We start from the raw sequence: 23,063 nt of genomic DNA, 5'->3' as shown, positions 1-23,063 counted from the left end.
GCTGACCGGAGTGTGAGCCCGGGCCGGGAATGCGGCGGCGGCGTCCCTCTCGGGAATCACCCCCGACGGCTGTCTGATCAGTCGAAGATGTCGCGGCGCACGGTCCCCGCCGGCAGTGCCGGATCGACGAACCACTCACGCCAGAAAAGCAATCCGAAAATCTGCGGGGGCAGTCGAAGCAGGCCCGCGAACCCGCGCGCGGTGCCGGAGCCGCCGATCTGTGAGTGGTGGGCGGCGAACGCGTCTCGCTTCTGGCGCGCGAACCGGAAGACGTCAATCCGGTGCGTGATGGTGGCCCGCGGGGCGTACGCCGTGCGGACGACGTCGCGCTCGTAGGGTCCGGGAAGTCGCAGCAGACGAGCGAGATGGCCTACCCGGCAGACTAATTCGCGCGGCATCGTCGCCTCGAGCACCCGGGGGGTCGCGGCAAGCTCCGCGGCTCGCTTGCCGACATGGTGCACCTGCACATGATCCCGGTGGCCATACCCGCCATTGGGCTGATAGCTCAGCAGCAGATCCGCGTCTTCGTCGCGGAGTATGGTCGCGAGCCGCCGCGACGCCTCCTCGACATCCGCTCGCCCGAACCTGATCCGTCCTGGCGGGTCCGGGTAGAACAATGGGCCGTAGCCGCTGTCGGCATAGCCCAGGCACTCGACGCGGTGGGCTCCGAGAATCCGTGCGCTCGACCGTAGCTCGTCCAGCCGGAAACCGTTTTCCTCGTTCCTCATCCGCCCGTCGGTCGCTGTGACGATGACCACGCGATTTCCTGCCGCCGCCGCCCGTGCCAGCGTGCCGCCGGTGAGGATCACCTCGTCGTCCGGATGGGCGTGGAACGCGACGACCGTGGCCATGCACCGCAGTAGGCCGTCCACGTCGGCGTCACGACCGAACGGTACAAATGAGCCATGACCGAACTATGGGTGGAGCGCACCGGATCACGCCGCTACACCGGATATAGCTCGCGCGGCGCGCAGGTACTCGTCGGCTCGGAGGACGTCGAGGGCGTGTTCACCCCGGGCGAGCTGCTCAAGATCGCCCTCGCCGCGTGCAGCGGGATGTCCAGCGACCAGCCGCTCGCCCGCCGGCTCGGCGACGACTACGAGGCGGTGATCAGGGTCTCGGGCGCCGCCGACCGCGAACGCGAGGTCTACCCGCTGCTGGAAGAGACGCTCGAGCTGGACCTGTCCGCCCTGTCCGCGGCGGACAAGGAGCGGCTGCTGGTGGTCGTCGGCCGGGCGATCGACCAGGTGTGCACCGTCGGGCGCACGCTCAAGTCGGGCACCGACGTCCGTTTCGAGGTTCTCGATGTCGGATCCTGACGTCCGGCTCACCGCCTGGGTGCACGGGAAAGTCCAGGGTGTGGGCTTCCGTTGGTGGACGCGTTGCCGGGCGCTCGAGCTGGGGCTCACCGGTTACGCCGCCAACCAGCCCGACGGTCGCGTCCTGGTCGTCGCCCAGGGGGCCCTCGAGGCCGGCGAGAGGCTGCTGGCGCTGCTCGAGGGCGAGACGTCGTGGCCGTCGCGGCCGGGGCGCGTCGAGAAGGTGGTCGCCGAGTGGTCGCCGCCGCGGGAACGGTTCACCAGCTTCGTCGAGCGCTGACCGCACCGGCCACTTGCGCGATAGCGCCGGCGCTATCGCGTTGGGAGAGCACCGATACCCGCTCTCCGAGTGACGGATGTGGCCCCTGTGGCCGGTGCGCCGACCGCGAGATTTCGGGGCCGCCGACACCCCCGCGAGGAGCCGGGACGAGCCGATCCGACCGGTAGTCTGGCTGGCCGTGTACCTCAAGAGTCTGACGCTGAAGGGCTTCAAGTCCTTCGCCTCGCCGACGACTCTGCGCTTCGAGCCGGGCATCACCGCGGTCGTCGGCCCCAACGGCTCGGGCAAATCCAACGTCGTCGACGCCCTGGCCTGGGTCATGGGGGAGCAGGGAGCAAAGACCCTGCGCGGCGGCAAGATGGAGGACGTCATCTTCGCGGGCACCTCGTCGCGGGCCCCCCTCGGCCGCGCCGAGGTGACCGTCACCATCGACAACTCCGACAACGCGCTGCCCATCGAGTACTCCGAGGTGTCGATCACGCGCCGGATGTTCCGCGACGGCGCGAGCGAGTACGAAATCAACGGCAGCAGTTGCCGTTTGATGGACGTCCAGGAGCTGCTGAGCGACTCCGGGATCGGCCGCGAGATGCACGTCATCGTGGGGCAGGGCAAGCTCGACGAGATCCTGCAGTCGCGGCCCGAGGACCGGCGCGCGTTCATCGAGGAAGCCGCGGGCGTGCTGAAGCACCGCAAGCGCAAGGAGAAGGCTCTCCGCAAACTCGACGCCATGTCGGCCAACCTGGCCAGGCTCACCGATCTGACGACCGAGCTGCGCCGCCAGCTCAAGCCGTTGGGCCGCCAGGCCGAGGTCGCCCGACGGGCCCAGACCATCCAGGCCGACCTGCGCGACGCCCGCCTGCGGCTGGCCGCCGACGACCTGGTCAACCGGCAGACCCAGCGCGACGCCATCCTCGAGGCCGAGGCGGCGATGCGCCGCGAGCACGACGAGGCCGCCGCCCGCCTCGCGGTGGCCTCCGAGGAGCTGACGGCCCACGAGACCGCGCTGGGCGAGCTCTCGGTTCGCGCCGAGTCGGTCCAGCACACCTGGTTCGGCCTGTCCGCGCTGGCCGAACGCGTGGGTGCGACGGTGCGCATCGCCAATGAACGCGCCCAGCACCTCGACGTCGAGCCGGTCGCGACCGGGGACACCGACCCCGACGTACTGGACGCAGAGGCCCGAGAAGTGGAAGCCACCGAGCAACGGCTGCTCACCGAGCTGGACGCGGCGCGCGGCCGCCTGGATGCGGCCCGCGCCGAGCTGGCCGAGCGGGAACGCGAGGCCGCCGAGGCCGACCGCGCCCATCTGGCGGCCGTCCGGGCTGAGGCCGACCGCCGCGAGGGGCTGGCCCGCCTGGCCGGGCAGGTGGAAACGATGCGGGCGCGCGTCGAGTCGATCGACGAGAGCGTCGCGCGCTTGTCCGAACGGATCGAGCAGGCCGCCGCCCGCGCCCAGCAGTCGCGGGCGGAATTCGAGACCGTGCAGGCCCGGGTGGGGGAGCTGGACCAGGGCGAGATGGGCCTCGATGAGCACCACGAGCGGACCGTGGCCGCGCTGCGCCTGGCCGACGCGCGGGTGGCCGAGCTGCAGTCCGCCGAGCGCGACGCCGAGCGCCGGGTGGCGTCCCTGCGGGCCCGCATCGACGCCCTCTCGGTCGGTCTGGAACGCAAGGACGGCGCCGCGTGGCTGACCCAAAATCGTTCCGGTGCAGGGATTTTCGGTCCTTTGGCGAAACTGGTCAAGGTCCGCCCGGGGTACGAGACGGCGCTGGCGGCGGTGCTCGGGTCGGCCGCCGACGCCCTGGGCGCCGAGAACTTCGGCGCGGCCCGCGCCGCGGTCGCCGCGCTCAAAGAGGCCGACGGGGGCCGCGCCGCGCTGGTCCTGGGCGACTGCCGCGGCGGTGTCCGACGCCGGACGGCTGCTGGCTCAGCGGCTCGACGGCGTCGTCGACTCGGCGTCCCGCATCCGGGACGCCCTGGCTGCCGAGCGCCAGGCCCGCTCGGCGGCGATGGCGGCGGTGCGCGACGAGGTGAACGCGCTGAGCGCCCGGGTGGCCACCCTCACCGACTCGCTGCACCGCGACGAGGTGGCCAACGCCCAGGCGGAGATGCGGATCGAGCAGCTCGAGCAGATGGCACTCGAGCAGTTCGGCATGGCACCGGCGGACCTGGTCGCCGAATACGGTCCCGACGTGCCGCTTCCGCCCACCGAGCTGGAGATGGCGGAGTTCGAGCAGGCCCGGGAGCGCGGCGAGCAGGTGGTCGCGCCCGCGCCCATGCCGTACGACCGCGCCACGCAGGAGCGCCGGGCCAAGCGCGCCGAGCGTGAGCTCGCCGAGCTGGGCCGGGTAAATCCGCTGGCGCTCGAGGAGTTCGCCGCGCTGGAGGAGCGCTACAACTTCCTGTCCACCCAGCTCGAGGACGTCAAGGCCGCCCGCAAGGACCTGCTCGACGTCGTCGCCGACGTCGACGCCCGCATCCTGCAGGTGTTCAGCGACGCCTTCGTCGACGTGGAACGCGAGTTCCGGGAGGTCTTCACGGTCCTCTTCCCCGGCGGCGAAGGCCGGCTGCGGCTGACCGACCCGGACGACATGCTCACCACCGGCATCGAGGTGGAGGCCCGGCCGCCCGGCAAGAAGATCACCCGGCTCTCGCTGCTGTCCGGCGGCGAGAAGGCGCTGACCGCGGTGGCGATGCTGGTGGCCATCTTCCGGGCCCGCCCGTCGCCGTTCTACATCATGGACGAGGTGGAGGCCGCGCTCGACGACACCAACCTGCGGCGGCTGATCGGCCTGTTCGAGCTGCTGCGGGCGCGGTCGCAGCTGATCATCATCACGCACCAGAAGCCGACCATGGAGGTCGCCGACGCGCTGTACGGCGTGACCATGCAGGGCGACGGCATCACCGCGGTGATCTCGCAGCGGATGCGGGGGCAGCAGGTGGATCAGCTGGTGTCCAGCTCTTCGTAGCCGGGCGCTGCGGGTCGCCGCCATCGGCCCAGCGGCGATCGCAAGCGCGGTGTAGCCGGGCGCTGCGGGTCGCCGCCGTCGGCCCAGCGCTTGCCGCCGACCGCAGGCGATCCGGCCCCTGAAAGAATGTCAGCGTGTCACAAGGTCTTTGGATCGCTATCGCGGTCATAGCCGCCCTGGTCGTCATCGCCGCGCTGGTCCTGGGCCTGGCGCGTTACCGGCGCCGCCAGATCCGCCTATCCGCCCGGCCCGAACCCGGCACCCTGGACCGCCCGCGCGGATACACCGCGTCGTCGGGCATCACGTTCAGCCAGACCGCCCCGCCGGCCGAAGGGATCGACACCACCGGCCTGCCCGCGGTCGGCGACGACGCGACCGTTCCCCGCGACGCGCCGCGGCGCACGATCTCCGACGTCGAGCTCCCCGAAACCGAAGCCCCACCGGTCCCTCCTGCGGCGGCGCCCGAGGCCCCACCGGTCCCTCCTGCCGCGCTCGAGGCCGAACCCGCGCCCGAGGCCCCGCCGGCGCCCGAGATCGAGGCGATCGAGCCCACCGAAGGCCGATTGGAACGGCTGCGCGGCCGGCTGGCCAAGTCGCAGAACGCCTTCGGCAAGAGCCTGCTGGGTCTGATCGGCGGCGGCGACTTGGACGAAGATTCCTGGCAGGACGTCGAGGACACCCTGCTCATCGCCGATCTCGGGCCGGTGGTCACCGAGTCGGTGATGACGCAGCTGCGCAGCCGGCTGGCCAGCAGCGACGTACGCACCGAGGCCGACGCCAAGGCCGCGCTGCGCGACGTGTTGATCAAGGAGCTGCGGCCCGACATGGACCGGTCGATCCGCGCCCTGCCGCACGCCGAACGGCCGTCGGTGCTGCTGGTCGTCGGGGTCAACGGCACCGGCAAGACCACCACGGTCGGCAAGCTGGCCCGCGTGCTGGTGGCCGACGGCCGGCGTGTGGTGCTGGGCGCGGCCGACACGTTCCGCGCCGCCGCGGCCGACCAGTTGCAGACCTGGGCATCGCGGGTCGGCGCGGAAGTGGTGCGCGGGCCCGAAGGGGCCGACCCGGCGTCGGTCGCGTTCGACTCCGTCGACAAGGGCATCGCGTCGGGCGCCGACGTCGTGCTCATCGACACCGCCGGGCGGCTGCACACCAAGGTCGGGCTGATGGACGAACTCGGCAAGGTCAAGCGGGTGGTGACCAAGCGGGCCGAGGTCGACGAGGTCCTGCTGGTGCTCGACGCGACCATCGGCCAGAACGGGCTCGCCCAGGCGCGGGTGTTCGCCGAGGTGGTCGACATCACCGGTGCGGTGCTGACCAAGCTCGACGGAACGGCCAAGGGCGGCATCGTTTTCCGCGTTCAGCAGGAACTCGGGGTGCCGGTAAAACTGGTCGGTCTGGGCGAAGGGCCCGACGACCTGGCGCCGTTCGAGCCGGCCGCGTTCGTCGACGCGCTGCTCGGCTGACCTCTCGCACTCGCCCGGTGGGACGTTAATCCTCACGAAACATCGGCGCTTCATTGCAGAAACAACCATTGCGCAAGGTTCTGGATCAGGCACAGGCGCACGTCTGACGGCCGTTCATGTCCGACCGGAGGTGAAAGCGAGTGGCATTCCCGATTCTGGGCCAACCCGATACCGGCGATACCGCCTGGATGTTGGCCAGTTCCGCGCTGGTGCTGTTGATGACGCCGGGGCTGGCGTTTTTCTATGGCGGCATGGTGCGCACCCGAAGCGTGCTCAACATGATCATGATGAGCATCAGCGCGATGGGTGTGGTCACCGTGCTGTGGGTGCTCTACGGCTACTCGATGTCGTTCGGCAACGACAAGGGTGGCGTCGTGGGCAACCCGGGCGACTACTGGGGCCTCAAGGGTCTCATCGGCGGCAACGCCGTCAAGGCCGATCCCACCAAAGGCGTTACCCAGGTCGACATTCCGTTGGCCGGCACCATGCCCGCCACGGTCTTCGTCGCCTTCCAGCTGATGTTCGCGATCATCACCGTCGCCCTTATTTCGGGCGCGGTGGCGGACAGGCTGAAGTTCACCGCCTGGCTGGTGTTCTCCGGATTGTGGGCCACCCTGGTCTACTTCCCGGTCGCGCACTGGGTGTTCGCGGCCGACGGGTTCGCGTCCGAGAAGGGCGGGTGGATCAATAACAAGTTGCACGCCATCGACTTCGCCGGGGGAACCGCGGTCCATATCAACTCCGGTGTGGCGGGTCTGGCGCTGGCGATAGTGCTGGGCAAGCGGAAAGGCTGGCCCACAACGCTCTTCCGTCCGCACAACCTGCCGTTCGTGATGCTCGGCGCCGGCTTGCTGTGGTTCGGCTGGTTCGGGTTCAACGCGGGTTCGGCGACCAGCTCCAACGGCTCGGCCGGGTCGACGTTCATGACAACCACGATCGCGACCGCCACGGCGATGCTGGCCTGGCTGCTCACCGAGCGCATCCGGGACGGGAAGCCGACGACGCTGGGAGCGGCGTCGGGCATCGTGGCCGGGCTGGTGGCCATCACGCCATCGTGCTCGTCGGTCAACGTGCTGGGCGCCATCGTCGTCGGCCTGGTGGCCGGCGTGGTGTGCGCGCTGGCGGTCGGCCTGAAGTTCAAGCTGGGCTTCGATGACTCGCTCGACGTGGTCGGCGTCCACATGATCGGTGGTCTGACGGGCACGCTGCTGGTGGGGCTGCTCGCCGCGCCGGAGAGCACCGCCATCAGCGGCGTCGCCGGCGTGTCCAAGGGATTGTTCTACGGCGGCGGCTGGTCCCAGCTGGAAAGGCAGGCGGTCGGCGCGTTCGCCGTCCTCTTCTACTCGGGCATCGTCACCTTGATCCTGGCCCTGATCCTGAAGTACACGATCGGGCTCCGCGTCGACGCCGAGGCGGAGGCTACGGGTATCGATGAGTCCGAGCACGCGGAGAGCAGTTACGATTTCGGGACGATCGGCGGGCAGGGGTCGGTGCTTCCGCCGGCGCGGCATCCCGTCGACGACCGAAACGGCGTGGAGGATCGAGTGGGCGACAAAGTGGAGGCAGAACAGTCATGAAGCTGATCACCGCGATCGTGAAGCCGTTCACCCTCGACGACGTCAAGACCAGCCTCGAGGAGGCCGGTGTCCTGGGGATGACGGTCAGCGAAGTCCAGGGCTACGGGCGGCAGAAGGGCCACACGGAGGTCTACCGGGGCGCGGAGTACTCGGTGGACTTCGTGCCGAAGGTCCGGATCGAGGTCGTCGTCGACGACTCGATCGTCGACAAGGTCGTGGACAGCATCGTCCGGTCGGCGCGCACCGGCAAGATCGGCGACGGCAAGGTCTGGGTGAGTCCCGTGGAAACCATCGTGCGGGTGCGCACCGGTGAACGCGGAACCGATGCCCTATGACGTCAGCCGCCGATCGTTGATCACACCGGGGCGGGCGTCGACGGCATGAAGCCGAACGGGCCCGAACCGCCCGGCGAGATATCTGCGACAGAAAGCGCCCGCGGGGCAGCCGATTTGGCTGCCTCGCGGCGCCGTCTGCTGTCCGAAGCCGGCCAGCTGGACGCTGCGGAACTGCGCCAGGCCTGGCTGGAACTGCACGAAACCTGGCTGGCCGCCAAGGCCGCCGAGATCGGCATCACCGACGGCAGCGGCTTCTCGATCGTCGGGATCGGGGGTTTGGGCCGTCGCGAGTTACTGCCGTATTCCGACCTGGACCTGATGCTGTTGCACGACGACAAGCCCGCCGAGGTGTTGGAAAGCGTCGCCGACGGGCTCTGGTACCCGTTGTGGGACGCCAACATTCGGCTTGACCACAGCGTGCGGACGGTGTCCGGCGCGCTGGGCGTCGCCAACAGCGACCTGATCGCGGCACTGGGCATGCTCGACGCCCGCCACATCGCCGGCGACGCCGCGTTGTCGGAGGAATTGATCGCCGGCGCAAGACGCCAGTGGCGCAGCGCGATTCGTTCCCGCATGGACGAGCTCGTGCAGATCACCGAGGCGCGCTGGCAGCGGTGCGGCCGCATCGCGCAACGGGCCGAGCCGGACCTGAAATCCGGTCGCGGCGGCCTGCGCGACGTGCAGTTGCTCGACGCGCTGGGCATCGCCCAGCTCATCGACCGCCACGGCATGGCCAACCCCAACTCGCCCGGCGGCTCGCTGGACGCCGCGTACCTGACCCTGCTCGACGTGCGCACCGAACTGCACCGGGTGTCCGGCCGCGGGCGCGACATGCTGCTGGCCCAATTCGCCGACGAGATCAGCGCCTCCTTGCATCTCGGCGATCGATTTGACCTGGCGCGCAAGCTTTCCAGCACCGGGCGCACCATCGCCTACCACGCCGAAACGGGGCTGCGCACGGCCGCGAACGCGTTGCCGCGCCGCGGCATCACGGCGCTGGTGCGGCGGCCGAAGCGCCGCCCGCTGGACGAGGGCGTCGTCGAATACGCCGGCGAAATCGTGCTGGCCCGCGACGCCCGCCCGGAGGCCGACGCCGGCCTGGTGCTGCGGGTGGCCGCGGCGTCGGCGGACACCGGGGTGCCGATCGGCGCCGGCACGCTGAGCCGCCTGGCCGCCGGCGCCCCCGAGATGCCCGTTCCCTGGCCGCGGGAATCGCTCGACGACTTTCTGGTCGTGCTCTCCGCCGGGCCCACCGCGGTGGCGACCGTCGAGGCGCTCGACCGCAACGGCCTGTGGGGCCGGCTCCTACCGGAATGGGACACCGTCCGCGACCTGCCGCCCCGCGACATCGCCCACAAGTGGACCGTGGACCGGCACCTGGTCGAGACGACGGTCAACGCGGCGCCGCTGTCCACCCAGGTGGCGCGGCCCGACCTGCTCGCGCTTGGGGCGCTGCTGCATGACATTGGCAAGGGCCGCGGTGGGGATCACAGCGTGGTCGGGGAGAAGCTGGCCCGCGAGATCGGCGCCCGGATCGGCCTGTCGCCCCCTGACACCGAGGTGCTCGCCAAGGTGGTGCGCCACCACCTCTTGCTGCCGGTGGTGGCCACCCGCAGCGACCTCAACGACCCCCAAACCATCAAGGAGGTCTCGGAAACCCTGGGCGGAGACCCGGTGCTGCTGGAGGTGCTGCGGGCGCTGTCCGAGGCGGACTCGAACGCCACCGGCCCGGGTGTGTGGAGCGAGTGGAAGGCGTCCCTGATCGACGAGCTGGTCCGCCGCTGCCGGCTGGTGATGGCCGGAGAGTCTTTGCCGCAGGCGGAACCGACCGCGCCCCACTATCTTTCGCTTGCCGCTGACCACGGGGTGCACGTGGAGATCACCACCGGCGGCGGTGAGCGCCTGCGGGTGGTCATGGTCGCCCCCGACCAGCGCGGGTTCGTGTCCAAAGCCGCCGCGGTGCTGGCGCTGAACTCGCTGCGGATTCACTCGGCGACGGCCAACACGCACGAGGGCGTCGCGATCACCGAATTCGTGGCGTCGCCGCTGTTCGGGTCGCCGCCGGAGCCGGGGTTGCTGCGCCAGCAGTTCGTGGGTGCCCTCGCGGGCGACGTCGACGTCCTCGGTGCGCTGGAGAAGCGCGACAGCGATGCGGTCAGCTCGGCCACCGCGCGCGCCGGCGAGGTACAACTCGGGGTCCCCGTGACGCGGTCCACCGCCCCGCCGCGCATCCTGTGGCTCGACAGCTCCACGCCCGGGCAGCTCCTGGTCGAGGTCCGCGCAATGGACCGTCCGGGTCTGCTCGCCCTGCTGACGCGGGCGCTGGAGCGGGCGAACGCCGACGTCCAGTGGGCGAAGGTCAACACGTTCGGGTCGACGGCGGCCGACGTGTTCTGCGTGACCGTGGCGCCGGGTGACGGCGAGGAGGCGGCGCGTGCCGCCGTCAAGCAGCACCTGCTGGCCGTCCTGGGCGGGCCGTCCGTCGAGGTGCTCGACGAGCCCGTCGGGGATTAGTGGCGATCGCAAGCGCGGCGTAGCCGGGCGAAGCGGGTCGCCACTGTCGGGGATTAGTGGCGATCGCAAGCGCGGCGTAGCCGGGCGGAGCGGGTCGCCACCGTCGGGATTAGTGGCGATCGCAAGCGCGGCGTAGCCGGGCGTAGCGGGTCGCCACCGTCACTTACGCCTCGGTGGTGAACTGCCGCACCGCGTCGATGCGGGCCTTGAGCTGGTCACGCGTCGCCGCCGCGATGGGCGGGCCGCCGCAGCGACGCCGGAGCTCGTTGTGGATCCACCCGTGCGGCTTGCCGGTGCGGTGGTGGGCGATGGAGACCAGCGTGTTGAGTTCGCGGCGCAGCTCGCGCAGTTGCCCGTGGGTGGTGGCCGGTTGGGCGGATCGGGGGACGGCGGCGCGCTTCTGCAGCTGCTCGTCCTGACGCTGGTGCAGCAGGGCACGCATCTGCTCGGCGTCGAGCAGCCCGGGGATGCCGAGATAGTCGGCCTCCTCCTCGCTGCCGGCCGGGGTGGCCGTGCCGAACGAAGACCCGTCGAAGATGACCTGGTCGAGCTCGGCGTCGGCGCCCAGCGAGGTGAACCCGTTGTCGGCCTCGCCCCGCTCGGTCTGGGTTCGCGTGGCCGGGTCGCCGTCCAGCGGATCCTCGTCCGGGCGGTGCGGTTCGCCGAGCACGTGGTTGCGCTGGGCTTCCAGTTCGCTGGCCAGTTGCAGCAGGTTGGGCACCGACGGCAGGAAGATGCTCGCGGTTTCGCCCTGCCGGCGCGACCGCACGAACCGGCCGACGGCCTGCGCGAAGTACAGCGGCGTCGAGGCGCTGGTGGCATAGATTCCCACCGACAGCCGGGGCACGTCGACCCCTTCGGAAACCATGCGCACCGCGACCAGCCACCGGCTGGTGCTCTCGGCGAACTCGCTGATGCGCGCCGAGGATCGGGGGTCGTCGGAGAGCACGACCGTCGGCGCCTCCGACGTCAGCTTCGTCAGCAGGGCGGCGTACGCGCGCGCCGCCGTGCGGTCCGAGGCGATGATCATGCCGCCGGCATCGGGCACGTGGGTGCGCTTTTGGCGCAGTCGCTGGTCGGCCGCGGCGATCACCGCGGGCATCCACTGGCCGGCGGGGTCCAGCGCGGTGCGCCAGGCCCGCGCGGTCTGCTCCGCCGACAGCGGCTCGCCCAGGCGCGCGGAGTGCTCCTCGCCGGCGCTGTCTCGCCAGCGCGCCTCGCCCGAATAGGCCAGGAACACCACCGGTCGCACGACGCCGTCGGCCAGGGCTTCGGCGTAGCCGTAGGTGTGGTCGGCCTGCGAGCGCAGCACCCCGTCGGCGCCCGGGACGTAGTTGACGAACGGGATGGGGCTGTCGTCGCTGCGAAACGGGGTTCCCGTCAGCGCGAGCCGGCGGGTGGCGTCGCCGAAGGCCTCGCGGATCGCCTCGCCCCAGGTTTTCGCGTCACCGCCGTGGTGGATCTCGTCGAAGATCACCAGGGTCTTGCGCTGCTCGGTGCGCACCCGGTGCAGCGTCGGGTGCGCGGCCACCTGGGCGTAGGTCACCATGACGCCGTGGTACTCCGGCGACGTCTGGGGGCTGGTGTTGGAGAACTTCGGGTCCAGCGCGAGGCCGTGCCGTTGCGCGGCCAGCGCCCACTGTGTCTTGAGGTGCTCGGTGGGCACCACGACCGTCACCTGCTCGACGGCGCGCTGGCTCAGCAGTTCGGCCGCAACCCGCAGCGCGAACGTCGTCTTTCCGGATCCGGGCGTGGCGACGGCCAGGAAGTCGCGCGGCTGGCCCGCGAGGTACTTCACCAGCGCGCGGCGCTGCCAGCCACGCAGTGGCGCGCCGCCGCCGTCGACGGAGGAGTCCGTGCGAGCCACCGATTGCACGGACATTTCCCCCCTATGGTTGTGTGTTCGACGCGGCCGGCTCGATCAGGCGGTGGCTGTGAAATCTAGCACGCCAACGCTTTTCGACGCAGTAACGACTCGAGCTGGTTACGCCACCCGGCTCGCCAGGTCGCGCGCCACCAACCACGCGTCGATGCGTTGAGCGACGTCGGGCCAGCCCGGCTCCAGCATCATGTTGTGCCCCATCGCGAAGAATTCCGGCTCGGTCCGGTAGGCGCGCGCCGTGGTGCGGACCTCGCCGACGCTGACGAACCCGTCGTACTCGGCGCCGAGGACCAGGATCGGGGTGGTCACTCGGCGGGTCCTGACGCGGCGGATCATCGGATCGGTCATGGCGGCGCGCAGGCTCTCCGCGCCGGCGCGTTGCCGGCAGGATTCGACGACTTCCTCGGGCGTGTCGGAGCAGAACAGGTACTCGCGGACCAGCGCCGGGGTCGCGAGGAATTTCAGCAGCGTGCGGTCGCTCCAGGCTTCCATCGTCATCGAGGGCCGCCGGCGCCAGACGCGCAGCGCCAATGTGAGGACGCCCTGCGGCGGCACGGAGCCCACGAGGACCGCCGCCGGGGCGGGGCGCTCCTCGAGGTACCGCTGGATCACGAAGCCGCCGAGCGAATGGCCGATCAGCACCGGCGCGCCGCCCAGCGAATCGGCCACCGACCGGACGTCGTCGATGTAGTCGGCGATCGAGACCTTGTGCAAGGGCTTGGCCGTCGGGCTCGCGCCGTGTCCGCGCAGGCTCACCGCGACCGCGCGGTAGCCCGCCCCGACGAAGAAGTCCAGGAAGTTTTCCCAGCACCAGGCGCCGTGCCAGCCGCCGTGCACGAAGAGCAGCGGCACCGGATGGTCGTGGCTGCAGGATCCCTTGTCGATCACCTCGAGCATGAGCTGACTTTTCTTGGGTGCGGGCGCGCCGTCAAGCCCTTCGAAGGCGCCCCGCCGAGGCTGAATCCACGCACATCCGCGTCGGCGTGTCGTGTGCGTGGTTGCAGTGTCGCGGGGGGTCGACGGGGCCGGGACACGGCGGCCCTGCCCACGCAACCACTAGGCTGGGCGGCGTGTTTGAATCGCTCTCCGACCGGTTGACCGGTGCGCTGGCGGGACTGCGCGGCAAGGGCCGGCTGACCGACGCCGACATCGAGGCCACCACCCGCGAAATCCGGCTGGCGCTGCTGGAAGCCGACGTCTCGCTGCCCGTCGTGCGCGAGTTCGTCAACCGGATCAAGGAGCGGGCGCGCGGCGCCGAGGTCTCCGGTGCGCTCAACCCCGCCCAGCAGGTCGTCAAGATCGTCAACGACGAACTCGTCGGCATCCTCGGCGGCCAGACCCGCCAGCTGGCGTTCGCGAAGACGCCGCCGACCGTCATCATGCTCGCGGGCCTGCAGGGCTCGGGCAAGACCACGTTGGCCGGCAAGCTCGCCACGTGGCTGCGCGGTCAGGGGCATACGCCGCTCCTGGTGGCGTGCGACCTGCAACGCCCGGCGGCGGTGAACCAGCTGCAGGTCGTCGGCCAGCGGGCCGGGGTGCCGGTGTTCGCGCCGCATCCGGGCGCTGGGGCACCGGGGCCCGACGCCGGGCCCCCAGACCCGGTTGCCGTCGCCGCACAGGGCCTCGAGGAGGCCCGGGACAAGCACTTCGACGTGGTCATCGTCGACACCGCAGGCCGTCTGGGCATCGACGACGAGCTGATGGCCCAGGCCGCCGCCATCCGGGACGCCGTCAAACCCGACGAGGTCCTGTTCGTCCTCGACGCGATGATCGGCCAGGACGCCGTCACCACGGCCCAGGCGTTCGGCGAGGGCGTCGGCTTCACCGGCGTGGTGCTGACCAAGCTCGACGGCGACGCCCGCGGCGGGGCCGCGCTGTCGGTCCGCGAGGTCACCGGCGTGCCGATCCTGTTCGCCTCCACCGGTGAGAAGCTCGAGGACTTCGACGTCTTCCATCCCGACCGGATGGCCAGCCGCATCCTGGGCATGGGCGACGTGCTGAGCCTGATCGAACAGGCCGAGCAGGTCTTCGACGCCCAGCAGGCCGAGGCCACCGCCGCCAAGATCGGCAGCGGCGAGCTGACGCTGGAGGACTTCCTGGAGCAGATGCTGGCCATCCGCAAGATGGGCCCGATCGGCAACCTGCTGGGCATGCTGCCCGGCGCCGGGCAGATGAAGGACGCGCTGGCCCAGGTCGACGACAGCCAACTCGACCGGCTGCAGGCCATCATCCGCGGGATGACGCCGCAGGAGCGCGCCGACCCGAAGATCATCAACGCGTCGCGGCGGCTGCGCATCGCCAACGGCTCGGGCGTGACGGTGGCCGAGGTCAACCAACTGGTCGACCGCTTCTTCGAGGCGCGCAAGATGATGTCATCGATGCTGGGCGGCATGGGCATACCCGGCATGGGCCGCAAATCGGCGACCCGAAAAGCCAAGGGCGCCAAGGGCAAAAAAGGCAAGAAGGGCGCGCGGGGGCCGACGCCGCCGAAGGTCCGGAGCCCGCTGGGTGCAGGGATGCCGGGCATGGCCGGAATGCCGCCGGGCTTCCCCGACCTGTCGCAGATGCCCGAGGGCCTCAACGAGCTGCCCCCCGCGCTGGCCGACTTCGACCTGTCCAAGCTCAAGTTCCCGGGCAAGCCGTGACGATCGCGAGCGCGGCGGGTCGTCACGATCGGTTGTAGCCGCGCCGTGCGACTGCACGTGCGGGGCAGGGGGCTGCCCGAGGACACCGAGGTCCGGCTGTGGGTCGCCGAGGGCCGCATCAGCACCGAGCCCGTCGCCGGGGCGGACACCATCTTTGATGGCGGCTGGATCCTGCCCGGGCTGGTCGACGCGCACTGCCACGTCGGCCTCGGCCCACATGGCGAGATGCCGCTCGACGAGGCGACCGCGCAAGCCGAGACCGAACGCGACGTCGGCGCCCTGCTGTTGCGCGACTGCGGCTCGCCCACCGACACCCGCAGCCTCGACGACCAGCACGACCTGCCCCGCATCATCAGGGCCGGAAAACACCTGGCCCGGCCGAAGCGTTACGCGCCGGGTCTGGCACGCGAACTCGACGACGAGTCGCAACTGCCGGCGGCGGTGGCCGCGGAGGCCAAGCGCGGCGACGGCTGGGTCAAGCTGGTCGGCGACTGGATCGACCGCGGCGTCGGTGACCTGGCGCCGCTGTGGTCCGACGACGTGCTCAAGGCCGCGATCGACGCCGCGCACGCCCACGGCGCCCGGGTCACCGCGCACGTCTTCGGCGAGGAGGCCCTGCCCGGGCTTATCAACGCCGGCATCGACTGCATCGAGCACGGGACCGGGCTCACCGACGACACCATCGCCCTGATGGTCGAACGCGGCACCGCGTTGGTACCGACGCTGATCAACGTCATCGACAACTTCACCGGCATCGCCGACGCCGCCACGAAGTACCCGGCGTACGCCGCCCACATGCGCGACCTGTATGCCCGCTGCCAGGGGCGGATGGCGGACGCGCGCGAGGCGGGCGTGCCGATTTACGCCGGCAGCGACGCGGGCACGATGGTTGCGCACGGCCGGATCGCCGACGAGGTCGAAGCGCTCAAGGCGATAGGGATGAGCCCGACCGAGGCGCTGGGCGCGGCGTGCTGGGACGCGCGGCGCTGGCTGGGCCGGCCGGGACTCGAGCAGGGGGCTTCGGCGGACCTGCTGTGCTATCGGGAGGACCCCCGGTCGGGCCCGGCCGTGCTGGCGCGCCCCGATCTCGTGATATTGCGCGGCAAGGCGTTTCGGCCGAAGGGCTAGCGCGGCGCGGCGTCGCGATCGCGACTAGGATCGCACGATGGCGTTGGAGGCGCTGGCCAGCGGCGCGACGTTTGCCGGGTATGTGATCGCGCGGAGGCTGGGCTCCGGGGCGACCGGTGATGTCTACCTGGTGCAGGACCCGCGGTCGGCGCGGTGGCGGGCGCTGAAGGTGCTCTCGCCGGCGATGTCGGCCGACGCCGAATTCATCCGGCGGTTCCAGGCGGAGACCCCGGTCGCGGCGACCCTGCGTCACGCGCACATCGTGGCGGTGGACGAGCGCGGCGAGTTTCACGGCCGGCTGTACGTGGCGATGGAGTACGTCGACGGCATCAACGCGGCCCAGCTGATGGCCGACTGGTTCCCGGCCGTGGCACCGGCCGGTGAGGTGCTCGCCATCGTCGCCGCCGTCGCGGGAGCGCTCGACTACGCGCACGAGCGCTGGATGCTGCACCGCGATGTCCGGCCCACAAACATCCTGCTGACCGGCCGGGGGGAGGGCGAACAGCGGATCCTGCTCAGCGACTTCGGGATAGCCCGGCGGCCCCCGGGCCACACCGGCTACGCCGCGCCCGAAGCGCTCACCGGCGCCGAGGTACGCCCTGGCGGCGGTCGCGTTCGACCTGCTGACCGGGGCCCCGCCGCCGGCGCAGCAGCCACCCCGGCTCAGCGACCAGCGGCCCGAACTGGCCTACCTCGACGGCGTGTTCGCCAGGGCGCTCGCCGCGCGGCCCGCCGACCGGTTCACGACCTGCCGCGCGTTCGCCGACGCGGCCAACGAACGCGCCGGCGTGGCGATCGCCACGCGCGCCCCCCAGGCACCCCGCCCCGCCGTCGTCGCCGAATACCGAGCCCACGCGAGGAAGGCGCCCGCCGCGGTCGGATCCGCCGTCCGGAATCCGGTGGCTCCCATCCGGGCGCCGCGGTCGGTACCCGGTCCCGTCGCCCGCCAGGTATCCGCGGCCGCCGGGCGCCCGGCCCCGCATCGCGTTGCGACCGTGCCGCGCAAGCCCAGTCCCCGCCGGGTGGTGCTCGCCGTCGCGGCGGCGGTGGTGGTGTCCGGGCTGATCGCCGCCGGCGTCCTCGTCGGGCGCACGACCGGGGTCGGCCGCGCCCCGGTCGCGTCGCCGGTCCCGTCGTCCCGCGTTGCCGCGCCCGCGCCGGTTCCGACGTTGGCTCCCGCCGCACCCGAGCCGCTCGACGGCACCTACCGCCTCCAGGTCGAGCGCAGCAAGCAGACCTTCAACTACACGGCCGACCCGCGACCGCCGGACGTGAACAGCTGGTGGGTCTTTCACTCCTCATGCGTCGCGGCCTCCTGCACCGCCACCGCGACTTCGCTCGACGGCGGCGAGCACGCGGGGGCGTCGGGGCGTCAGCTGGTTATGCGGTTCCGGGACGGTCGCTGGCAGTCGCAGCCCGACGAGGTGCAGGTCGCCTGCGTCGGGCCCGACGGGCTGACGCAGAGCCAGGCGACGACGGTCGTGCTGTCGCTGGGACCGCAGGCGCGCGGCGAGCTCGTCGGCGAGGAGACCGTCACGGTGCAGACCAACGAATGCGGGCAGCGGTCGGCCGTCGAGCGCACCCCGGCAGTGCTGCGCCGTAGCGGCGACGCGCCGCCCGATGCCCCGACAGAGGGACCGCACGCCAGATAAAGATTGCGAGTACTCACTATCTATGTTACGGTTCTCCCACACCGGACAGCTGGGAGGCAGCAATGACCTACGACGTGATCATTCGCGACGGATTGTGGTTCGACGGCACCGGGCGCCCGGCGCAGACGCGGACGCTCGGCATCCGCGACGGCGTGCTGGCCACGGTGTCCGAGACTCCGCTCGACGAGAGCGGCTGCCCCGACGTGATCGACGCGGCCGGTAAATGGGTGATGCCGGGCTTCATCGACGTGCACACCCACTACGACGCCGAGGTGCTGCTGAATCCGGGGCTGGGCGAGTCGGTGCGCCACGGCGTGACGACGGTGCTGCTCGGCAATTGCTCGCTGTCCACGGTGTACGCCGGCTCGCAGGACGCGGCCGACCTGTTCAGCCGGGTCGAGGCGGTGCCGCGCGAATACGTCTACGGCGCTTTAGCGTCGCACCGGACCTGGTCGACGGCGGCCGAATACGTCGAGGCGATCGACACTCTGCCCCTGGGGCCGAATATCGGCTCGCTGCTTGGTCATTCGGACCTGCGTGCCACGGTGCTCGGCCTGGATCGGGCGACGGACGCCAGCGTGCGGCCGACCGAGGGCGAACTGCAGAAGATGGAAGCCCTGCTCGAGGAGGCGCTGGACGCGGGCATGCTGGGCATGTCCGGGATGGACGCGGCGATCGACAAGCTCGACGGCGACCGGTTCCGCTCGCGCGCCCTGCCGTCCACGTTCGCGACCTGGCGGGAACGGCGGCGGTTGATCAAGGTGTTGCGCAAGCGCGGCCGCATCTTGCAGAGCGCCCCCAACGTGGACAAGCCGTCGTCGGGCCTGATGTTCTTTCTGACCAGCAGCCGAATCCTCAACCGCCGCAAGGGCGTCCGAATGAGCCTACTGGTGTCCGCCGACGCCAAGTCGATGCCACTGGCCGTGCACACCTTCGGGCTGGGCACCCGGCTGCTGAACAAGCTGCTGGGGTCCAGCGTGCGGTTCCAGCACCTGCCGGTTCCGTTCGAATTGTATTCCGACGGAATCGATTTGCCGGTCTTCGAGGAGTTCGGTGCCGGGACCGCCGCGCTGCACCTGCGCGATCAGCTCGAGCGCAACGAGCTGCTGGCCGACGAGTCCTACCGGCGGCGCTTCCGGCGGGAGTTCGACCGCGTCAAGCTGGGTCCCTCGTTGTGGCACCGCGACTTCCACGACGCGGTGATCGTCGAATGCCCGGATAAGTCGTTGATCGGCAAGAGTTTTGGCGCCATCGCCGACGAGCGCGGCCTGCACCCGCTCGACGCGTTCCTCGACGTGCTGGTCGAAAACGGCGAGCGCAACGTCCGGTGGACGACGATCGTGGCCAACCACCGGCCCAAACAGCTCGACAAGCTGGCCGCCGAGCCCAGCGTGCACATGGGCTTCTCCGACGCCGGTGCCCACCTGCGCAACATGGCGTTCTACAACTTCCCGCTGAAAATGCTCAAGCGGACCCGCGACGCCCACCGGGCCGGCAGGCCGTTCCTGTCCACCGAGAGGGCGGTGCACCGCCTGACCGGCGAGCTGGCGGAGTGGTTCGGCCTCGACGCCGGCACGCTGCGCGCGGGCGACCGCGCGGACTTCGTCGTGATCGACCCGGCCGGTCTCAACGACGCGGTCGACGGCTACCACGAGGAAGAGGTGCCGTTCTACGGCGGGCTGCGCCGGATGGTCAACCGCAACGACGACGCCGTCGTCGCCACCGGCGTGGGCGGCGCGGTCGTCTTCCGCCAGGGGCGGTTCCGCGAGGGCTACGGCCAAACCGTGAAGTCCGGGCGATACCTGCGGGCGGACGCTCGGTCGGCGGCGGCGGTCGGCGTCTGACATGGCCAGGACCCAGCAGCAGCGCCGCGAGGAGACCGTCGGGCGGCTCCTCGAGGCCGGCATCGCGAGCATCGTCGAGGTGGGCTACGCCCGGGCGTCGGCGGCCGTGATCAGCAAGCGCGCCGGGGTGTCGGTGGGGGCGTTGTTCCGCCACTTCGAGACGATGAGCGATTTCATGGCCGCGACGGCGTCCGAGGTGCTGCGCCGCCAGGTGGAGTCGTTCACCAAGCAGGTGACGGAAATACCCGCCGACCGGCCGGCGCTGGAGGCCGCCCTGACGATCCTGCGGGACATCACCAGCCGACCGACCAATGCGGTGCTCTACGAATTGATGGTCGCCGCCCGCACCGACGAGAAGCTCAACGCCCATCTGCGCGACGCGCTGGGTCCCTACACCACCAAGATCTACGAAGCCGCGCGGACGCTGCCGGGGGCGGAAAGCGTTCCCGCCGAGACGTTTCCGGTGCTGGTGGCCCTGCTGACGAACGTCTTCGACGGGGCCGCGCTGGTGCGCGGGGTGCTGCCCCAGCCCGACATCGAGGAGCGGCGGATCGCGCTGCTGACGACGCTGATCACCGGACTGGTGCCGGGCAGCTAGTTACAGCGATCCGACGCCCGTCTCAGGATTGAGCGCGAACCCCCAGTCGAACAGGCTGGCGGCCTGGTCCCAGTACGACGGCCCGCCGGGCTTCACCAGCCCGTACATCATGGCGATCACCAGCCGCCGGCCGCCGCGGGCGGCGGCGCCGACGAACGTCTTGCGGGCCGCGTCGGTGAAGCCGGTCTTGCCGCCGATCGCGCCGGGGTAGCGCGACAACAGCTCGTCCTGGTTGGTGATCGGCTGGTTACCGGTGTCTGTGGGGAACATCGCCGACGGTTCGGCGGTGATCTGGGCGAAGACCGGGTTGGCCATCGCGGCGCGGAAGATCACGGCGAGGTCGTGCGCCGTCGACGCGCCGGAGCCGGCTGGGCCGTCCAGCCCGGATGGGGTCGCGGCGTGGGTGCTCATCGCGCCCAGGGACGCGGCCTTGGCGTTCATCTTGGCCACGGTGGCGTCGGCGCCGCCCAGCATGTGCGCCAGCGTGTTGGCGGCGTCGTTGCCCGAGACCAGGAGCAGGCCGTCCAGCAGCTGGCGCGCGGTGTAGGTGCGGCCCGGTTTGATCCCGACGCAGTTGCACTCGACCTCGGTGTCGGCGGTGTCGGCGACGACGGTCTGGTCCAGGCTCACCTGGTCCAGGGCGACCAGCGCCAACAGCACCTTGATGGTGCTCGCGGGCGGGTGGGCGACGTTCTGGTCGCGCCCGGCCAGCACCTGACCGCTGTCCATGTCGGCCACGATCCAGGTCTGAGCCGGGCCGTCGGGAATGGGCATCGAACCGACCGGCTGGACGCTGTCTGCCCGCGACGTCGCCATGCCGCACGTACCGATCGCCAGCGCAGCGGCGATCACCCCCATCAGCTTGCGCATGGGCGCCGAGTTTAACGCCCGTGCCGGCAGAACGCCCATTGCGCGACTAGTGCCAGGGCATGTCGCGCCGGGCGTAGAACGCGCCGTCGCCGATGTCGTGCACGCCTAGTAATCCCAGTAGTAGTCGTGGCACACACGCTGTTGTCCCAGGGCGCGGGTGCTGCCCGCCGGATTGGGCTCGCCCGGGCAATCAGCCGGGGCCGTCGACCGAGCGTCCGAGGTAGGCCATGAGCCGGGACGTCGGCGTCGCGTCCGGTGGGAACGGTTGCGCCGGACCGAAGCCGCCCGGCCGGCGCAGCGCCTCCTGCGGCATCGACTCCACAAGCGCACGGCACAGCCCCAGCAGGTCCTCCGGCAGTTCGGCCGGCCGGCCCAGTGAGCGTTGCACGTCCCAGCTGTGAATCGCCACATCGGAGACGGGAAACGTCAGGGCGCGGCGCAGCGGGACCTCGCCCTGCGGCGACGTCCGCATGGCGTCGAAGTCGGCCGCGGGCAAGGCCTCCTCGAGCCGGGTGGCGAGTTCGCGCAGCTTCGCCGCGGGGTCCTCGCAGACCCAGTCCTGCGGCTTCGACGGGCCGGCCCAGAGCGGTTGGTCCGCGACGAGCGCGACGATCTTCGCCGCGCTGCCGGTGGCGTGACCGACCAGTTCGCGAACGCTCCAGCCGTCCAGGTTGGACGGGTGGTCCCAGCTCTCCGGCGAAATTCGCTCCACCGCGTGGACAAGGAGGTCGATAGCCTGGCCGGCCATCGGCCCGATAAGGGCGGTCGGGTCGTTCATGGGTGCATCGTAGAGCCGGTGACCGACGCCTCCCGGTCTTCGGAGCGCCGGCCTCGTGTTGAATCGATGCATGTTGAGCCTGGCCGAAATATCCGACCGCCTGGAGATCCAGCAGCTGCTGGTGGACTATTCCTCCGCCATCGATCAGCGCCGATTCGACGACCTGGACAAAGTTTTTACCCCCGACGCCTACATCGACTACCGCGCGCTGGGCGGCATCGACGGCCACTATCCCGAGGTCAAGAAGTGGCTGTCGGAGGTGCTGCCGACCTTCCCGGTGTATGCGCACATGCTGGGCAACTTCTCGGTGCGCATCGAGGGGGACACCGCGTCGTCGCGGGTTATCTGCTTCAACCCGATGGTGCTGCCCGGCGACAGCGACCAGATCCTGTTCTGCGGGCTGTGGTACGACGACGAATTCGTCCGCACGCCCGAGGGGTGGCGGATGACGCGTCGGGTGGAGGCGAAGGTCTTCCAGAAGGTGATGTGATTTCTGCCCGGGCGCCGGGTTCTGGCACAATGGGCGGCTGTCCGCCGCGCGGTTATGGCCGCCCGGTGGTCACACACGCGAGGCAAAACCGGACCGGGCATCCCGCCCGCTCGCTGAATTGCAGCGTGACACACACAGGAGAAGTCGCTTAACCATGGCTGTGAAGATCAAGCTCACCCGACTCGGCAAGATCCGCAATCCCCAGTACCGCATCGCCGTCGCCGACGCCCGCACCCGGCGCGACGGCCGCTCCATCGAGGTCATCGGCCGGTATCACCCGAAGGAAGACCCGAGCCTCATCGAGATCAATTCCGAGCGCGCCCAGTACTGGCTTTCCGTCGGGGCCCAGCCCACCGAGCCCGTGCTCAAGCTGCTCAAGATCACCGGTGACTGGCAGAAGTTCAAGGGCCTGCCCGGCGCCGAGGGCCGCCTGAAGGTCGCCCCGCCCAAGCCCAGCAAGCTCGAGCTGTTCAACGCCGCGCTGGCCGCCGCCGACGGCGCGCCCACCACCGAGGCCGCCAGGCCGAAGAAGAAGGCGCCGGCGAAGAAGGCCGCCGCCAAGGCCGCACCAGAAGCGGCCGAAGCCACCCCCGAAGCCGCGGAGGCCGCCCCCGAAGCGCCCGAAGCCACCCCCGAGCCCGCGGCTGAGGCCCCGGCCGCCGAGGCCGCCCCGGAGGCGCCGGCCGCCGAGCAGTCCGAGTCGACGGAAAGCTGACCCG

The 23,063-nt window shown here is 70.8% G+C and carries 18 protein-coding genes and 2 pseudogenes; 15 read left to right on the top strand and 5 right to left on the bottom strand.

The window, feature by feature from the left end:
* Positions 1-77 precede the first annotated feature (77 nt).
* On the bottom strand, positions 78-851 hold the full coding sequence (locus BN971_RS19415; protein WP_085180750.1) for a PIG-L deacetylase family protein: 774 nt from the start codon (positions 849-851) through the stop codon (positions 78-80).
* A 54-nt stretch (positions 852-905) separates the two neighbouring features.
* Here BN971_RS19415 and BN971_RS19410 point away from each other — a divergent pair, with 54 nt between their 5' ends.
* The 7 genes and pseudogenes from BN971_RS19410 (at position 906) to BN971_RS19380 (ending at position 10,457) form a co-directional block, all read left to right on the top strand.
* Positions 906-1,319: an OsmC family protein gene (locus BN971_RS19410; RefSeq protein WP_085180751.1), complete on the top strand. Its 414-nt coding sequence runs from the start codon at positions 906-908 to the stop codon at positions 1,317-1,319.
* A complete protein-coding gene (locus BN971_RS19405) occupies positions 1,306-1,599 on the top strand; it encodes an acylphosphatase (RefSeq protein ID WP_085180752.1) in 294 nt (97 codons plus the stop codon). Before BN971_RS19410 ends, BN971_RS19405 begins: the two co-directional genes overlap by 14 nt.
* Positions 1,600-1,777: 178 nt before the next feature.
* Positions 1,778-4,565, top strand: a pseudogene (gene smc / locus BN971_RS25995) (chromosome segregation protein SMC).
* A 134-nt stretch (positions 4,566-4,699) separates the two neighbouring features.
* A complete protein-coding gene (gene ftsY / locus BN971_RS19395; protein WP_085180753.1) occupies positions 4,700-6,031 on the top strand; it encodes a signal recognition particle-docking protein FtsY in 1,332 nt (443 codons plus the stop codon).
* 188 nt (positions 6,032-6,219) lie between these two features.
* The gene (locus tag BN971_RS19390; protein WP_090350497.1) at positions 6,220-7,608 is read left to right on the top strand and encodes an ammonium transporter; all 1,389 of its coding nucleotides are present in this window, start codon (positions 6,220-6,222) and stop codon (positions 7,606-7,608) included.
* A complete protein-coding gene (glnB, locus tag BN971_RS19385) occupies positions 7,605-7,943 on the top strand; it encodes a nitrogen regulatory protein P-II (protein WP_085180755.1) in 339 nt (112 codons plus the stop codon). The genes BN971_RS19390 and glnB overlap by 4 nt, the downstream gene beginning before the upstream one ends.
* Before the next feature lie 45 nt (positions 7,944-7,988).
* Entirely contained in the window at positions 7,989-10,457 is a 2,469-nt protein-coding gene (locus tag BN971_RS19380) for a [protein-PII] uridylyltransferase (protein WP_085180756.1), read from the top strand.
* Positions 10,458-10,620: 163 nt separating this feature from the next.
* Here BN971_RS19380 and BN971_RS19375 read toward each other — a convergent pair whose 3' ends face one another.
* The gene (locus BN971_RS19375) at positions 10,621-12,339 is read right to left on the bottom strand and encodes a DEAD/DEAH box helicase (protein WP_085180757.1); all 1,719 of its coding nucleotides are present in this window, start codon (positions 12,337-12,339) and stop codon (positions 10,621-10,623) included.
* A 102-nt stretch (positions 12,340-12,441) separates the two neighbouring features.
* A complete protein-coding gene (locus tag BN971_RS19370) occupies positions 12,442-13,236 on the bottom strand; it encodes an alpha/beta hydrolase (protein WP_085180758.1) in 795 nt (264 codons plus the stop codon).
* A gap of 173 nt (positions 13,237-13,409) precedes the next feature.
* Between BN971_RS19370 and ffh the strand changes: the two genes are divergently transcribed.
* The 6 genes and pseudogenes from ffh (at position 13,410) to BN971_RS19345 (ending at position 20,206) form a co-directional block, all read left to right on the top strand.
* Positions 13,410-14,984: a signal recognition particle protein gene (gene ffh, locus BN971_RS19365; protein ID WP_085180759.1), complete on the top strand. Its 1,575-nt coding sequence runs from the start codon at positions 13,410-13,412 to the stop codon at positions 14,982-14,984.
* Between the two features lie 27 nt (positions 14,985-15,011).
* Positions 15,012-16,112, top strand: coding sequence for a metal-dependent hydrolase family protein (locus BN971_RS19360; RefSeq protein WP_372512014.1), 1,101 nt, complete (start codon positions 15,012-15,014; stop codon positions 16,110-16,112).
* A 37-nt stretch (positions 16,113-16,149) separates the two neighbouring features.
* A pseudogene (locus BN971_RS26755) lies at positions 16,150-16,680 on the top strand (serine/threonine-protein kinase); the annotation flags it as partial.
* Positions 16,681-16,813: 133 nt separating this feature from the next.
* Positions 16,814-17,764 (top strand): Rv2253/PknI dimerization domain-containing protein, encoded by a 951-nt coding sequence (locus BN971_RS25985; RefSeq protein WP_249262749.1) that lies wholly within the window; start codon positions 16,814-16,816, stop codon positions 17,762-17,764.
* Positions 17,765-17,826: 62 nt separating this feature from the next.
* On the top strand, positions 17,827-19,608 hold the full coding sequence (locus tag BN971_RS19350) for an N-acyl-D-amino-acid deacylase family protein (protein WP_085180762.1): 1,782 nt from the start codon (positions 17,827-17,829) through the stop codon (positions 19,606-19,608).
* Between the two features lies 1 nt (position 19,609).
* Positions 19,610-20,206 (top strand): TetR/AcrR family transcriptional regulator, encoded by a 597-nt coding sequence (locus tag BN971_RS19345; RefSeq protein WP_085180763.1) that lies wholly within the window; start codon positions 19,610-19,612, stop codon positions 20,204-20,206.
* On the opposite strand, the gene BN971_RS19340 is transcribed toward BN971_RS19345, so the two are convergent.
* Positions 20,207-21,076, bottom strand: a complete 870-nt coding sequence (locus tag BN971_RS19340; RefSeq protein ID WP_085180764.1) for a D-alanyl-D-alanine carboxypeptidase family protein — start codon at positions 21,074-21,076, stop codon at positions 20,207-20,209.
* A gap of 190 nt (positions 21,077-21,266) precedes the next feature.
* Positions 21,267-21,854, bottom strand: coding sequence for a TIGR03086 family metal-binding protein (locus BN971_RS19335; RefSeq protein ID WP_085180765.1), 588 nt, complete (start codon positions 21,852-21,854; stop codon positions 21,267-21,269).
* Between the two features lie 70 nt (positions 21,855-21,924).
* On the opposite strand from BN971_RS19335, the gene BN971_RS19330 reads away from it, so the two are divergent.
* Complete coding sequence (locus BN971_RS19330) at positions 21,925-22,344, top strand: nuclear transport factor 2 family protein (protein WP_085180766.1); 420 nt, start codon at positions 21,925-21,927, stop codon at positions 22,342-22,344.
* 154 nt (positions 22,345-22,498) lie between these two features.
* The gene (gene rpsP / locus BN971_RS19325) at positions 22,499-23,059 is read left to right on the top strand and encodes a 30S ribosomal protein S16 (protein WP_085180767.1); all 561 of its coding nucleotides are present in this window, start codon (positions 22,499-22,501) and stop codon (positions 23,057-23,059) included.
* Positions 23,060-23,063: the final 4 nt, after the last annotated feature.

It is taken from the genome of Mycobacterium bohemicum DSM 44277 (genome assembly GCF_001053185.1).
Classification (GTDB): Bacteria; Actinomycetota; Actinomycetes; order Mycobacteriales; family Mycobacteriaceae; genus Mycobacterium; species Mycobacterium bohemicum.
Note: the sequence above shows the minus strand (reverse complement) of the source record. Positions and strands in the feature narration are given on the sequence as shown.

Bases quoted from the DNA above. Each gene is read 5' to 3' on its own strand.
- BN971_RS19415 (WP_085180750.1), bottom strand. From the start codon at position 851: ATGGCCACGGTCGTCGCGTTCCACGCCCATCCGGACGACGAGGTGATC.
- BN971_RS19410 (WP_085180751.1), top strand. From the start codon at position 906: ATGACCGAACTATGGGTGGAGCGCACCGGATCACGCCGCTACACCGGA.
- BN971_RS19405 (WP_085180752.1), top strand. From the start codon at position 1,306: ATGTCGGATCCTGACGTCCGGCTCACCGCCTGGGTGCACGGGAAAGTC.
- BN971_RS19390 (WP_090350497.1), top strand. From the start codon at position 6,220: ATGTTGGCCAGTTCCGCGCTGGTGCTGTTGATGACGCCGGGGCTGGCG.
- glnB (WP_085180755.1), top strand. From the start codon at position 7,605: ATGAAGCTGATCACCGCGATCGTGAAGCCGTTCACCCTCGACGACGTC.
- BN971_RS19380 (WP_085180756.1), top strand. From the start codon at position 7,989: ATGAAGCCGAACGGGCCCGAACCGCCCGGCGAGATATCTGCGACAGAA.
- BN971_RS19375 (WP_085180757.1), bottom strand. From the start codon at position 12,339: ATGTCCGTGCAATCGGTGGCTCGCACGGACTCCTCCGTCGACGGCGGC.
- BN971_RS19370 (WP_085180758.1), bottom strand. From the start codon at position 13,236: ATGCTCGAGGTGATCGACAAGGGATCCTGCAGCCACGACCATCCGGTG.
- BN971_RS19350 (WP_085180762.1), top strand. From the start codon at position 17,827: ATGACCTACGACGTGATCATTCGCGACGGATTGTGGTTCGACGGCACC.
- BN971_RS19345 (WP_085180763.1), top strand. From the start codon at position 19,610: ATGGCCAGGACCCAGCAGCAGCGCCGCGAGGAGACCGTCGGGCGGCTC.
- BN971_RS19340 (WP_085180764.1), bottom strand. From the start codon at position 21,076: ATGCGCAAGCTGATGGGGGTGATCGCCGCTGCGCTGGCGATCGGTACG.
- BN971_RS19335 (WP_085180765.1), bottom strand. From the start codon at position 21,854: ATGAACGACCCGACCGCCCTTATCGGGCCGATGGCCGGCCAGGCTATC.
- BN971_RS19330 (WP_085180766.1), top strand. From the start codon at position 21,925: ATGTTGAGCCTGGCCGAAATATCCGACCGCCTGGAGATCCAGCAGCTG.
- rpsP (WP_085180767.1), top strand. From the start codon at position 22,499: ATGGCTGTGAAGATCAAGCTCACCCGACTCGGCAAGATCCGCAATCCC.